General features: G+C 71.9%; 15 protein-coding genes and 1 pseudogene. 10 read left to right on the top strand and 6 right to left on the bottom strand.

Annotation, left to right across the window (positions count from 1 at the left end; translation table 11 throughout):
- Positions 1-82 precede the first annotated feature (82 nt).
- Positions 83-718, top strand: coding sequence for a LuxR C-terminal-related transcriptional regulator (locus AMETH_RS25555; RefSeq protein WP_017984029.1), 636 nt, complete (start codon positions 83-85; stop codon positions 716-718).
- A 6-nt stretch (positions 719-724) separates the two neighbouring features.
- On the opposite strand, the gene AMETH_RS25550 is transcribed toward AMETH_RS25555, so the two are convergent.
- Positions 725-1,519 carry a carbon-nitrogen hydrolase family protein gene (locus tag AMETH_RS25550; protein ID WP_017984028.1) on the bottom strand — a complete coding sequence of 265 codons (795 nt, stop codon included), beginning with the start codon at positions 1,517-1,519 and terminating at the stop codon, positions 725-727.
- A gap of 49 nt (positions 1,520-1,568) precedes the next feature.
- Between AMETH_RS25550 and hisD the strand changes: the two genes are divergently transcribed.
- Genes hisD through AMETH_RS38825 form a run of 4 tightly spaced genes read left to right on the top strand, consistent with a single transcriptional unit; the run spans position 1,569 to position 4,739 of the window.
- Entirely contained in the window at positions 1,569-2,894 is a 1,326-nt protein-coding gene (gene hisD, locus AMETH_RS25545) for a histidinol dehydrogenase (protein WP_017984027.1), read from the top strand.
- The gene (locus AMETH_RS25540) at positions 2,891-3,988 is read left to right on the top strand and encodes a histidinol-phosphate transaminase (protein WP_017984026.1); all 1,098 of its coding nucleotides are present in this window, start codon (positions 2,891-2,893) and stop codon (positions 3,986-3,988) included. Before hisD ends, AMETH_RS25540 begins: the two co-directional genes overlap by 4 nt.
- Entirely contained in the window at positions 3,985-4,584 is a 600-nt protein-coding gene (hisB, locus tag AMETH_RS25535) for an imidazoleglycerol-phosphate dehydratase HisB (protein WP_017984025.1), read from the top strand. Before AMETH_RS25540 ends, hisB begins: the two co-directional genes overlap by 4 nt.
- Complete coding sequence (locus AMETH_RS38825; protein ID WP_017984024.1) at positions 4,581-4,739, top strand: hypothetical protein; 159 nt, start codon at positions 4,581-4,583, stop codon at positions 4,737-4,739. Before hisB ends, AMETH_RS38825 begins: the two co-directional genes overlap by 4 nt.
- Here the strand turns inward: AMETH_RS38825 and AMETH_RS25530 are convergent.
- A complete protein-coding gene (locus tag AMETH_RS25530) occupies positions 4,736-6,913 on the bottom strand; it encodes an MMPL family transporter (RefSeq protein ID WP_017984023.1) in 2,178 nt (725 codons plus the stop codon). The genes AMETH_RS38825 and AMETH_RS25530 overlap by 4 nt on opposite strands.
- A gap of 184 nt (positions 6,914-7,097) precedes the next feature.
- Between AMETH_RS25530 and AMETH_RS25525 the strand changes: the two genes are divergently transcribed.
- The gene (locus AMETH_RS25525; protein ID WP_017984022.1) at positions 7,098-7,670 is read left to right on the top strand and encodes a TetR/AcrR family transcriptional regulator; all 573 of its coding nucleotides are present in this window, start codon (positions 7,098-7,100) and stop codon (positions 7,668-7,670) included.
- 1 nt (position 7,671) lies between these two features.
- Here AMETH_RS25525 and AMETH_RS25520 read toward each other — a convergent pair whose 3' ends face one another.
- Both AMETH_RS25520 and AMETH_RS25515 read right to left on the bottom strand, forming a co-directional pair.
- Positions 7,672-8,097 (bottom strand): GNAT family N-acetyltransferase, encoded by a 426-nt coding sequence (locus tag AMETH_RS25520; protein WP_017984021.1) that lies wholly within the window; start codon positions 8,095-8,097, stop codon positions 7,672-7,674.
- Between the two features lie 17 nt (positions 8,098-8,114).
- Positions 8,115-8,660 carry an RNA 2'-phosphotransferase gene (locus AMETH_RS25515; protein WP_017984020.1) on the bottom strand — a complete coding sequence of 182 codons (546 nt, stop codon included), beginning with the start codon at positions 8,658-8,660 and terminating at the stop codon, positions 8,115-8,117.
- Between the two features lie 92 nt (positions 8,661-8,752).
- Between AMETH_RS25515 and AMETH_RS37315 the strand changes: the two genes are divergently transcribed.
- Positions 8,753-9,094, top strand: a complete 342-nt coding sequence (locus AMETH_RS37315; protein ID WP_081617594.1) for a DUF2695 domain-containing protein — start codon at positions 8,753-8,755, stop codon at positions 9,092-9,094.
- A gap of 287 nt (positions 9,095-9,381) precedes the next feature.
- On the opposite strand, the gene soxR is transcribed toward AMETH_RS37315, so the two are convergent.
- Entirely contained in the window at positions 9,382-9,843 is a 462-nt protein-coding gene (gene soxR, locus AMETH_RS25510; protein WP_017984019.1) for a redox-sensitive transcriptional activator SoxR, read from the bottom strand.
- Between the two features lie 52 nt (positions 9,844-9,895).
- On the opposite strand from soxR, the gene AMETH_RS25505 reads away from it, so the two are divergent.
- On the top strand, positions 9,896-10,594 hold the full coding sequence (locus AMETH_RS25505) for a thiamine pyrophosphate-dependent enzyme (RefSeq protein WP_017984018.1): 699 nt from the start codon (positions 9,896-9,898) through the stop codon (positions 10,592-10,594).
- A gap of 12 nt (positions 10,595-10,606) precedes the next feature.
- Positions 10,607-11,497, top strand: a pseudogene (locus tag AMETH_RS25500) (transketolase family protein).
- 305 nt (positions 11,498-11,802) lie between these two features.
- On the opposite strand, the gene AMETH_RS25495 reads toward AMETH_RS25500, so the two are convergent.
- Positions 11,803-12,132, bottom strand: a complete 330-nt coding sequence (locus tag AMETH_RS25495) for a hypothetical protein (RefSeq protein WP_223842934.1) — start codon at positions 12,130-12,132, stop codon at positions 11,803-11,805.
- A 109-nt stretch (positions 12,133-12,241) separates the two neighbouring features.
- On the opposite strand from AMETH_RS25495, the gene hisH reads away from it, so the two are divergent.
- On the top strand, positions 12,242-12,871 hold the full coding sequence (gene hisH, locus AMETH_RS25490) for an imidazole glycerol phosphate synthase subunit HisH (protein WP_038532366.1): 630 nt from the start codon (positions 12,242-12,244) through the stop codon (positions 12,869-12,871).
- Positions 12,872-12,874: the final 3 nt, after the last annotated feature.

The raw sequence follows: 12,874 nt of genomic DNA, 5'->3' as shown, positions 1-12,874 counted from the left end.
CGCTTCTCCTTGATCCTGGTACAGAATAGACGGGGAACCGGTCTTCGCTGCCGGGAAAAATGCCCACAGGGAGTGAGGTCCCATGGCCGCGAGGGAGAGCGGGCCCATCCGGGTCGGCGTGATCGAGGACCACCCGCTGTACCGCTACGCGGTCGCGAACGTGCTCTCCGAGGCGAGGGACATCGAGCTGGGTCCGGTAGCGGAGTCGGTCGCCGCGTTCGCGAGCAACCAGGAACCGGCCGGGTGCGTCGTCGTGCTGGACCTCAAGTTGCGTGGCGTGACCGACTCCCAGGCGGTGCAGGAGGTCGTGCGGATGGGGCACAAGGTGCTGGTGGTGTCCGCGCACGCCGGCCAGGACGAGGTGCTCGGCGCGATCTCCGCGGGCGCGCGGGGGTACCTGTCGAAGGACGCTGACGGCGACGACATCCTGCACGCGATCCGCGAGATCGCCGCGGGCAACTCCTACGTGTCGCCGACGCTGGCGTCGTTCCTGCTCGACTCGACGCGCCCGCGCGCCGGGGTGAAGAGCGTGTTGTCCGACCGCGAACGGCAGGTGCTGTCGCTGGTCGCCGCGGGGGAGCGGGACGCCGACATCGCCGAGGCGATGTCGATCAGCGTCCGCACCGTCCGTTCCTACCTGGACCGGATCCGCGACAAGACGGGCCGCCGCCGGCGCCCGGAACTGACCCGGCTGGCCATCGAAGAGGGTATGGCCTGACCCGGCTCAGAGCCGCCGGTTCGCCAGCGCTCCCGTCGCGTTGCGGGCCTTCTCCGCGACCTCCGGGTCGATGTCCACGACGACCGACTCGGGCCCCGCGCCGAGCTGCGCGTGCACGCGCCCGAACCCGTCCGCCACCGTCGAGTACCCGATGCCGGTCGGCGCCTTCGGGTTCACCTCGACGCCCGACGCCACCGGGTCGGCCTGGCCGCAGCCCAGCACCCAGCAGCCGGAGTCGAGCGCCCGCGCCCGCACCAGCACATCCCACTGGTCGCGCTTGCCCTCGCCCGCGCCCCACGACGTCGGCAGCACGACCGCGGACGCGCCCCGGTCGGCCAGCGCCCGGAACAGCTCCGGGAACCGCACGTCGTAGCAGGTCGCGAAGCCCAGCGTGACGCCGTCGACCTCGACGGTCACCGGCGAGGCGCCGGGCGCGACCGTGTCGGACTCGCGGAAGCCGAACGCGTCGTAGAGGTGGATCTTGTCGTAGCCGGTGTGGTGCCCGAGCCCGGTGATGAGCAGGGTGTTGCGCACCCGGCCGTCCTCGTGCGGGGTGAACATCCCGGCCACCACCAGCACGCCGTGCTCGTCGGCGATCGCGGCGACCGACTTGGCCCACGGCCCGTCGAGCGGTTCGGCGACCGGCCCGAGCGGCACCCCGAACCGCGCCATCGCCGCCTCCGGGAACACCACGACCCGCGCTCCCTCACCTGCCGCGCGCGCCACGCCCTCGCGGATCGGGGCGAGGTTCTCCGCGGGCTCGGCACTCGATGTGAGCTGGCACAAGCCGATCCGGAGCACGGGCTACCTCCCTGGTCGTCGTCAACGTTCCAACTCGTACCCTAGACCCATGTTGAACCGCATCGACCTGCGTGGACGCGTGCTGTCCGCCACCGAACTCCGAGCCACGCTCCCGCGTGCCGAGATCGACGTGGACGCGGCGCTGCATCAGGTCCGCCCGGTGGTCGAGGCGGTCCGCGAGCGCGGGGTCGAGGCGGTCCTGGAATACACGGAGCGGTTCGACCGCGTGCGCCCGGCGAGCGTCCGCGTGCCGCGCGCGGAGATCGAGGCCGCGCTGACCACGCTGGACCCGGCGGTGCGCGCCGCGCTGGAGGAGGCCATCGAGCGCGCCCGCAAGGTGCACGCCGACCAGCGGCGGGCCGACGTGACCACGACGGTCGCCGACGGCGGCACGGTCACCGAGCGCTGGGTGCCGGTCGAGCGCGTCGGCCTGTACGCCCCCGGCGGTCTCGCGGTGTACCCGTCGAGCGTGGTGATGAACGTCGTCCCGGCGCAGGTCGCGGGCGTCGGCTCACTGGTGCTGTGCTCGCCGCCGCAGGCCGAGTTCGGCGGCAGGCCGCACCCGACGATCCTGGCCGCCGCGGCGCTGCTGGGCGTGGACGAGGTGTGGGCGGTCGGCGGCGCGCAGGCCGTGGCGCTGATGGCCCACGGCGGCACCGACACCGACGGCGCCGAGCTGGTCCCGGTCGACCTGGTCACCGGCCCCGGCAACATCTACCTGACCGCGGCCAAGCGCCTGCTGCGCGGCCTGATCGGCATCGACTCCGAGGCGGGCCCGACGGAGATCGCGATCCTGGCCGACGAGACGGCCGATCCGGTGCACGTGGCGGCCGACCTGGTGAGCCAGGCCGAGCACGACCCGCTCGCGGCGAGCGTCCTGGTCACCACGTCGGAGGAGCTGGCCGACGCCGTGGACCGGGAGCTGGCCGGCCGCGTCGCCGCGACCAAGCACACCGAGCGCATCGGCGAGGCGTTGCGCGGCAAGCAGTCCGGCACCGTCTTGGTGTCCACTGTGGATGAGGGTCTGCGGGTGGTGGACGCCTACGCGGCCGAGCACCTGGAGATCCAGACGGCCGACGCGCGGGTCGTCGCCGCCCGGGTGCGCAACGCCGGCGCGGTGTTCGTCGGCCCGTACGCGCCGGTCTCGCTCGGAGACTACTGCGCGGGGTCGAACCACGTGCTGCCCACCGGCGGGTACGCGCGTCACTCGTCGGGGTTGTCCGTGCAGAGCTTCCTGCGCGGCATCCACGTCATCGACTACAGCGAGGAGGCGCTGCGCGAGGTGGCCGGCCAGGTCGTCGCGCTCGCCAACGCCGAAGACCTGCCCGCACACGGGGAAGCGGTCACCGCCCGCTTCCCGGGAGGAGCCGAGTGAGTTCCGAAGACGTCCGTCTCGAGGACCTGCCGCTGCGCGAGGACCTGCGGGGCCGCAGCCCCTACGGCGCCCCGCAGCTGGACGTCCCGGTCCGGCTCAACACGAACGAAAACCCGTACCCGCCGCCGCAGGCCCTGGTCGACGACGTCACCGAGGCCGTCCGCGAGGCCGCCGCGGGCCTGCACCGCTACCCGGACCGGGACGCGATCGCGCTGCGCCAGGACCTCGCCGCGTACCTGTCCGGCGCGACGGGCGTGCCGCTGACCGAGCGGAACCTGTGGGCCGCCAACGGGTCCAACGAGGTGCTGCAGCAGATCCTGCAGGCCTTCGGCGGTCCCGGCCGCAGCGCGCTGGGCTTCGAGCCGTCATACTCGATGCACCCGATCATCGCGGCGGGCACCCGCACCGACTGGGTCGCGACGCCGCGGCGGGACGACTTCACGCTCGACACCGAGGCCGCGGCGCGGATCGTCGCCGAGCGCAGGCCCGACGTCGTGTTCGTGACCAGCCCGAACAACCCGACCGGCGGCTCGATCCCGTTCGACGAGCTGGAGCTGGTGCTGCGCGCCGCGCCGGGCATCGTCGTGGTGGACGAGGCTTACGCGGAGTTCTCCTCGCAGCGCAGCGCCGTCGAGTTGATCGAGGCCTACCCGGCGCAGCTGATTGTGTCGCGCACGATGAGCAAGGCGTTCGCGTTCGCCGGCGGGCGGCTCGGCTACCTCGCGGCCGCCCCGGCGGTGATCGACGCGCTGCAGTTGGTGCGCCTGCCCTACCACCTGTCGGTGCTGACGCAGGCGGCCGCGCGGGCTGCGCTGCGACACGCGGACGAGACGCTGGCCTCGGTCGCCAAGCTCGCGGCCGAGCGTGAGCGCGTCGTCGAGGGCCTGCTGGGCCTCGGCTTCACGCCGGTGCCCAGCGACGCCAACTTCATCCTGTTCGGCCGCTTCGCCGACGCGCGCGCGAGCTGGCAGGCCTACGTGGACAACGGGGTGCTGATCCGCGACGTCGGCATCGAGGGCCACCTGCGGGTGACCGTCGGCACCCCGGAGGAGAACGACGCCTTCCTGGCGGCGAGCAAGGAGGTCCCGCGGTGAGCCGCGTCGGCAAGGTTTCCCGGACCACGAAGGAGTCCTCGATCACCGTGGTGGTCGACCTGGACGGCACCGGGCAGGTGGAGGTGTCCACCGGGGTCCCGTTCTACGACCACATGCTCAACTCGTTCGGCGTGCACGGCTCGCTCGACCTCAAGGTCGACGCGACCGGGGACATCGAGATCGACGCGCACCACACGGTCGAGGACACCGCGATCGTGCTGGGCCAGGCGATCCGCCAGGCGCTGGGCGACAAGTCGGGCATCCGCCGCTTCGGCGACGCGTGGATCCCGATGGACGAGACCCTCGCGCACGCCGCGATCGACGTGTCCGGCCGCCCGTACTGCGTGCACGTCGGCGAGCCGGAGCAGTTCAACACGTTCACCATCGGCGGGAACTACCCGTTCGTGCTGACGCGGCACGTGTTCGACTCGCTGTCGTTCCACGCGCAGATCGCGCTGCACGTCCGCGTCATCCACGGCCGCGACCCGCACCACATCGCCGAGGCCCAGTACAAGGCCGTCGCGCGTGCGCTGCGGGCCGCCACCGAGCCGGACCCGCGTGCGGGCGGCATCCCGTCGACGAAGGGTGTCCTGTGAGCAAGGAACTGGTCGCCGTGCTGCTGCTGGCGCTCGGCGGCTTCCTGGTCGGCGGCGTCTACAGCACGTGGAAGACGGCCAAGGTGCTCGCGATGCTGTTGCTGGTCGCGGCACTCTTGGCCGTCGGCGGCGCTATCGCCTGGCTGGTGTCCTAGCTCCGCGCGCCTTCCAGTTCGCGGCGCTGGTTGAGGTGCCGGGCGAGGCTCTCGCCCTCCACGTCGACGTTCGGCAGCGCGCGGTGCAGCCACTTCGGCAGCCACCACGCGTGCTTGCCGAGCAGCGACATCACCGCGGGCACGATCGTCATGCGCACCACGAACGCGTCCACCAGGACGCCGAACGCCAGCGCGAACCCGATCGACTGGATCAGCGACAGCTCGGCCGCGATGAACCCGGCGAACACGCTGATCATGATCAGTGCCGCCGCGACCACGACCCGAGCGCCGTGCTTGAACCCGCTCACCACGGCGTCGCGGGCGTCGGCGCCGTGCACGTAGTCCTCGCGCATCCGGGTCACCAGGAACACCTGGTAGTCCATCGCGAGGCCGAACAGCACGCCGATCAGCAGGATCGGCAGCATGCTCATGATCGGGCCGGTCGAGTCCACGCCGAGCAGGTCGGTGAGCCAGCCCCACTGGAACACCGCGACCACCGCGCCGAAGGTCGCCACAACCGAGCCGAGGAAGCCCAGCGTCGCCTTCAGCGGCACGATGATCGAGCGGAACACCACCATCAGCAACAGGAACGCGAGCCCGACGATGAGGCCGAGGTAGGGCAGCATCGCGCCGGCCAGCTTCTCCGACACGTCGATCTGCAGCGCCGTCTGACCGGTCACCGACAGCTTCGCGCCGGTGGCGCCGGAGAGGCGGTCGGACTGGTCGCGGATGCTCGCGACGAGCTGCTCGGTCGCCTCGCTGCTCGGACCGCTCTTCGGGATCACGGTGACCAGCGCGGTGTCGCCGTCGGTGTTGAACTGCGCCTGGGTCACCGCGGCGACGTCCGGCAGGCGCGAGATCGAGTCGGTCGCCTCCGTGGCGGCCGCGCGCGGGTCGGGAGCGTTCGCGGAATCGATGACGACGATCAGCGGGCCGTTGGTGCCCTCGCCGAAGCCCTTGCTGATCAGGTTGTAGGCCTTGCGCTGGGTCGAGTCGGGCGCGGCGGTGGCGTCGGTGGGCAGGCCGAGCTGCATGCTCAGCGCCGGGATCGCGACGACGAGCAGGCCGACCACCGCGGTCACCAGCACCGGGACGCGATGCCGTCCGACGTACCGGGCCCAGCGCTCGCCCATCGCGGGCTTGCCGTTCTGCTTCGGGCGGGCGTGCTTGCCGACGACCTTGCGGCCGGCGAAGCCGAGCAGCGCGGGCAGCAGGGAGAGGGCGATGAGGACCGCGATGGCGACGGTCGCGGCGGCCGCGACGCCCATCTGGCCGAGGATCGGGATGCCCACGACGGTGAGCCCGACCAGGGCGATGATCACCGTCAGGCCGGCGAACACCACGGCGGAGCCCGCGGTGCCGACCGCGCGCCCGGCGGCCAGTTCCGGATCGTGCCCCTCGGCCAGCTCGTGCCGGTAGCGGGAGACGATGAACAACGCGTAGTCGATGCCAACGGCGAGGCCGAGCATCAGCGCGAGGATCGGGGTGTTGGAGTTCAGGTCGACGTACCCGGACACGGTCATCACGCCCGCCATGCCGACACCGACGCCGATGAGGGCGGTTAGCAGCGGCAGCCCGGCGGCGACGATCGAGCCGAAGGTGATCGCCAGGACGACGGCCGCGACGATCACGCCGATGCCCTCGGTGGCCTCGGTGGCGGGCACGCCCTGGATCGCGTCGCCACCGAATTCGACGGTGAAACCGGCGCTCTTGGCCGCGTCGGCGGCTGATTTGAGCGCTTCGCGGTCATTGTCGGTCACGTCGGTGGCCGGGACTTTGTAGCTTACCTGGGCCATGGCGATGCGGCCGTCCGCGGAGATCGTCTTGGCCTGGTACGGGTCGGCGACCATCGCGACACCGGGCGCGGTCTTGATCCTGCCGACCAGGTCCTCGACGGTCGCGCGGGCGGCGGGGTCGGTGAGCGCCTGTCCGTCCGGCGCCTCGATCGCCACGCGCGCGGTCGCGTTGCCCGCCGCTGCCTGCGGGAACTTCTCCTTGAGGTGGTCGATGGCCTGCTGCGCCTCGGTGCCCGGGATGGTCACCGAGTTCGACATCTGGCCGGACAGCGTCAGCGCGCCGCCGCCCAGGACGAGCAGAACCGCCGTCCAGGCGCTCGCGACGAGCCAGCGTCGGCGGAACGAAAACCGGGCTAGGCGGTAGAGCAGGGTGGCCACGTACTCGGCTCCAATTCAGTCGAGTGGCATCCGATCAGGTGATACTCAAACTAGCCGATCGGCAAGTGGAGCTCCAAGTCGATCGGCTAGTGTGTGACCAGCCGCACGGCTAGCGCCTCAAACGTTTGCCGCAGGATTTCGCGTCGCGTACTCTTCGGCTGCTGACGAGGAGGTTCACCAGTCGATGGCAGCCGTGGCCGGACACGAAGACACCCGTACCCGCCTGCTCGCCACGGCATTGCGGCTGTTCACCGCGCACGGGGTCGAGGGCACGTCGCTGCAGATGATCGCCGACGAGCTCGGCGTCACGAAGGCCGCGGTGTACTACCACTTCAAGACGAAGGACGAGATCACCGAGGCCGTGGTCGAGCCCGGGCTGCGCGAGCTGGAGTCGATCGTCGGCGAGGCGGCGCGGGAACGCAGGGTGGGGGCGCGGATCGACCACATGCTGGCCGGGTTCGTGGACCTCGTGGTGCGGCACCGGGCGCTGGTCGCGTTGTTCTCCAGCGACCCCGGCGTGGCCCGGGCGCTGGAGAAGCACTTCTTCGGCAAGGAGAGCTGCATGGTCGGGATGATGACGATCCTGACCGGGCCCGATCCCGATCCGGCGCGGGTGGTCGCCGCGCATGCCGCCGTCGCCGGGATCGCGCTGGCCGGCGGTTCGCCCGACCTGGCGCACTACGACGACGACACCCTGCGCGAATCGCTGCTCGAGGTGGGGCGCAAGCTGCTCGGCAGGCCCCGCCGGCGCGGTTGACTCAGGAGAGCGGCAGCGTCAGGCAGGTCGCGGTCTCGGCGAAGCCCAGCCGCTCGAAGTAGCCGGGGATGCGCCTGGCGATGACGTGCACTTCGACGGCCCCGGCGCGCCGCGCCCGCCGGACGACCGCGTCGACGAGCATCCCGCCGATCCCCTGCCCGCGGTGCGCCTGCGCGACCACGAGTTCCAGCAGGTGGCTGACCGGGCCGCCGGCGTGCAGCGACAGGACCCGGGCGGCCAGCACGTAACCGACGACGTCGCCGTCGTGGTCGGCCACCAGGAAGTCGGTGTCGTCGTAGGTCATCGCCGCGATGAGCTGCTCGTAGTTGTGGTCGAACGCCGCCCGCCGCGGTTGTCCGCCGGCGGACTGGTCCAGCAGGGTGAAGACGGCTACGGCGTCGGTGACATCGGCTGGCCTGATCCGCACTCGTTCATTGTGATCGGTCAGTGACGGCTCAGGTACTGCGAAGGCACCACACGGGTGAGCCGGACGCCGTTCTCGCTCACCTGGAAACGGTGGCCGTCGCGGGTCATCGCGGCGGCGTCGACGGCCAGCACGACGGGTTTGCCGTGCCGCGAGCCGACGCGGACGGCGGTCTCGGTGTCACGCGAAAGGTGCACGTCGTGGCGGGAGCGCGGGCGCAGGCCCTCGCGGAGGATGGCGGGCAGGAACCGTTCCGCGGTGCCGTGGAAGAGCGTGGCCGGCGGGTCGGCGTCCGGCAGGCCGAGGTCGACGTCCACGCTGTGCCCTTGGCTGGCCCGGATGAGTGTCCCGGTCTCGTCGAAGGCGAAGCGGCGTTTGTCGTTGCCTGCCACGACTTCGTCGAGTCGCGCGCGGGAGAGCGGAAGCCCGTGGCGGGCGAGCGCGGCGAGGAGTTCGGTGACCGGGACCCAGCCGCCGGGGCCGAGGGAGAGCCCGATTTCGCCGGGCTCGTGCCGGAGGTGCCGGGACAGCCATTTGGACACCCGGATGATCGTTCTTTCGTCCATGTTGTTTCCAGTTGCGCACGATCGGGTGAGGCGGCGCAAGGTTTTGTCGGAGGCCGCTGGTAGTCAGGGAGCACGAACCGAAGGAGGGTCCGATGACGAACGCCGGCCTGCTCGACCTGTGGACCGAGCCGCAGGAACGGGAATGCCTCGGCTGCTACGTGAGCCGTTTGCTGGCCGATTTCGGCTGCGACGGCACGCTGCGGTGGACGCGGTGCTGGCGCGCCCTGCGCGCCCCAGGTGTTGCGGCGCTCGACCGGTTGTTCCGAAGACGCGACGTGAAGTGCGACTGCGGCGTGCCGGCCGCGCTCGGCGCCGCGGCATGGACCGGCATGCCCCCGCCATGCGCAGGAGTCCGCCGCGGCTCGACAAGGCCCTGCTCGGTGTGGGGCAGGCCGCCCGATACTCCAGGGGGCGCCCGTGGCTCGCCGGCTTGAGCGCCGGCTCCCGGATCGGGGCCGCCGCCTCAAGCCGGCGCCTGCCGATGATTGAGCACCCGTCGCGGCGGAACGCGCCACCACTCGGAATCGGCTTGGCTCCCGCGCGCCCGGCCGCCGCCGAGACCACCGTCGCCCACCCGTCATCGTCATATTCCGGTCAACCGAAGGAGGCGATGCCCCGGCACTCCCGAAACCAAGCACCCATCGCGCCGGCTGCGCGCCACCCTCGCTGGCCAGCTGCGTTCCACCCTCGGTGGCCACTAAGCGCCGCCCTCGGTGGCCGGTTAAGCGCCGCCCTCGGCGGCGGGCTTGAGTCCTCGCGCGCCAGGGCCGTACTGCGCCATCCGGTCGTCGGTGTTGTAGAGCCCGCACACGCGCAGCGACAGGCACCCGCACCCGACGCAACCCGTCAGCCGGTCGCGCAGCCGCTGCAGGGCGTCGATCCGGGCGTCGAGTTCGTCCTGCCACCCGCGGGACAGCCGGGCCCAGTCGGCCTTCGTCGGCGCGTGGTCGCGTGGCAGGGTGGACAGCGCGTCGTGGATTTCCTCGAGGCTGAGCCCCACCCGCTGTGCCGCCCGGATGAACGCGATCCGGCGCAGCACCGATCGCGGGTACCGGCGCTGGTTCCCGGCCGAGCGCTCGGAGGTGATCAGGCCCCGGTCCTCGTAGAAACGCAACGCCGTGTGCGGCACGCCGCTGCGCTCCGCGACCTGGCCAATGGTCAGGTGGTCGGCAAGCTTGGTCACGACGCCAGCCTAGCCTTGACTTCGACTTAAGTCGAGGTTGCACGGTCGATACATGGAGAACACGACCAGGGGGTTGGGCTACGCCGACCTGCCGGCGCTGATCGACGCCATGCGCGGCGACGAGAAGCATTCCGGCGCGGCGGAGTCCACAGTAGATGTGCTGTGGGTGCTGTACGACCGGGTGCTGAACGTGTCGCCCGAGGCGCCGGACGAGCCGGCCCGCGACCGGTTCCTGTTGTCGAAGGGCCACGGGCCGATGGCCTACTACGCGGTTCTGGCGGCCAAGAGGTTCCTCGACCCCGCGGAGCTGGCCGGGTGGGCGGGCAGCGAGTCACGGCTGGGCTACCACCCGGACCGGACGCTCGTGCCCGGCGTGGAGATCTCCAGCGGGTCGCTGGGGCACGGGCTCGCGATCGGCGTCGGCACGGTGTTCGGGCTGCGCGCGCAGGGACTGACGGAACCGAAGGTGGTGGTGCTGACTGGGGACGCCGAGCTCGACGAGGGCTCCAACCACGAGGCGATCGCGCTCGCCGGACGGGCGTCGATGGCCCAGCTGACCGCGGTGGTGGTCGACAACCAGTCGGCGACGCACGGCTGGCCGGGTGGCATCGCGGAGCGCTTCGCCGTCGAGGGCTGGGCCACGCGCACGGTGGACGGCCGCGACCACGACGCGTTGTACGCCGCGTTCACCACGCCGCACCCGGACCGCCCGCTGTGCGTGGTCGCCGTCGTCGAACCGAAGGGGAGCTGAGCCGTGACCGGAATGCGGGAGGCCTTTCTGTCCACAGTGGAGCAAGTGCTCGACGAGGATCCGCGGGTCGCGGTCGTGCTGGCCGACATCTCCGCGGCGTCGCTGGAAGCCGCCCGGCGCAGGCACCCGGACCGGGTCATCAACGTCGGCATCCGGGAGCAGGCGCTGATCGGCGTCGCGGGCGGGCTGGCGCTGGCCGGGATGCGGCCCGTGGTGCACACGTTCCCGTCGTTCCTCGTGGAGCGGCCCTACGAGCAGGTCAAGCTGGACCTGACCCACCAGGGTGCGGGCGCGGTGCTCGTCTCGTGGGGCGGTTCGTACGACATGCCCGACCGCTGGCCGCACCCACCAGTCGCCTGCGGACGTCGCGCTCATCGACGCCATCCCGGGCTGGACGGTGCACGTGCCGGGGCACCCGGACGAGGCGGTGTCGCTGCTGCGTGAGGCGCTGCCCGGTGACGGCACGGTGTACCTGCGTCTGAGCGGCCAGTCGAACGCGCGCCCGCGCCCGGGGCCGGGCATGCAGGTGGTGCGCCAGGGCGGGCGCGGGGTCGTGCTGGCGGTCGGCCCGATGCTGGACCGCGTGCTGGCCGCGGCCGAGGACATGGACGTGACGGTGCTCTACGCGAAGACCGTCCGTCCCTTCGACGCCGAGACCTTGCGCGCGGCAGTGGCCCGGACCGGGGTGGCGGACGTCGTGCTGGTCGAGCCGTACCTGGCAGGCACGTCGGCCCACCAGGTCAGTGAGGCCCTCGTGGAGTCCCGCACCGTCTCCGGGCACTCGGTACCCGCCGGGACGCCGAGGTGCGCAGGTATGGCGAGGTCACCGACCACGACTTGGCGCACGCCCTCGACGAGGCGAGCATCGCGGCCGCCCTGAAGGCCTCCCCGCGCCCGAACTGAACGGACGAGGTGGAGGCCGAGAACCACCCAGGAATTTCACCCACCCGGGGCGGGCTGGGACGTGCGGCCCGGCGCCGCAGCGCGCACGCCGCACCGCAGGGCATCCGGAGGCCGGCTGCGGCACGAGTTGCCTCCGCGTCCTGCATTGGCTGCCGGACGGGGTCGGCGTCACCAAACACCGCTCTGCGAGAGCGCGTGGCGCCAGCCCGGCGGCCTCTCGTGCCGAACTCGCCCGGCACGGGAGGCGCGGCGGTGGCGAATGCCGGTGCGGTGCCTCCACGAGGACATGCCGGAGAACCTGCGGTTCAATCGCCTCCCGAGGTGTGCTCCGGCAGCAGCCGGCACAGCGCCTCGGCGCTCACCTGCAGGTCTTCGGCTGCCGCGGCGGCCTGTTCCAGCTTGCTGCGGATCGTCTGGAACGCGAGCAGCCCCAGTTCGTGCTCCCGCTCCCGCAGCACCCGGCACCCCCGCAGGTCGTCGAGCACGCGCGTCACCGCCGTGGCGAGAGTGGTCAGTCCTTCGAGCAGCTCGCGCACCTCGTCCGGGCCCAGCAGGCCGCTCTCCAGCTCGTCCAGCGTCTTGGCCAGCTCCCTGGCCCGCTCACCGGAACCGTGGGCTTCGCTCTGCGACGACATCGTCACTCCCTACCGCGGCGCCCTCCCGCAGCCTTCCCCTGCCTGCCGCCATCAAACGCCTCCGAGCCGCCCGGCGGAACCACCCGCACGAAGCCTCTAGACTGGTCAGGTGGCTCGCGTCGTGATTCTGGACTACGGATCGGGGAACCTGCGCTCCGCCGAGCGCGCCGTGCGGCGCGTCGGCGCCGAGGTCGAGGTGACAGCCGACCCGCATGCGGCGCTGGAAGCCGACGGCCTCGTCGTCCCCGGTGTGGGCGCCTACGCGGCCTGCATGGCGGGCCTGCTGTCCGTGGGCGGGGAGAAGATCATCGGCAGCCGTCTCGCCGGCGGGCGTCCCGTCCTGGGCATCTGCGTCGGCATGCAGATCCTGTTCGAGCGGGGCGTCGAGCACGGCCTGGAGACCGAGGGCACCGGCGAGTGGCCCGGCACGGTCGACCGCCTGCACGCCGACGTCGTCCCCCACATGGGTTGGAACACCGTCCGCGCGCCCGAGGACTCGCAGCTGTTCGCCGGCCTCGACCCCGACGCCCGGTTCTACTTCGTGCACTCCTACGCCGCCCGCAGCTGGCAGCTCGACTCCGGCCTGCCCGGCCAACAGCCCAAGGTGACGTGGGCGCACCACGGCGAGGATTTCGTCGCGGCCGCGGAGAACGGCCCGCTGTGGGCGACCCAGTTCCACCCGGAGAAGTCCGGCGACGCGGGCGCCCACCTGCTGGAGAACTGGCTGCGCACCCTCTGACCA

It is taken from the genome of Amycolatopsis methanolica 239, assembly GCF_000739085.1.
In the GTDB taxonomy this organism is placed as follows: Bacteria; Actinomycetota; Actinomycetes; order Mycobacteriales; family Pseudonocardiaceae; genus Amycolatopsis_E; species Amycolatopsis_E methanolica.
This window is presented reverse-complemented; position numbering and strand designations above follow the sequence as displayed.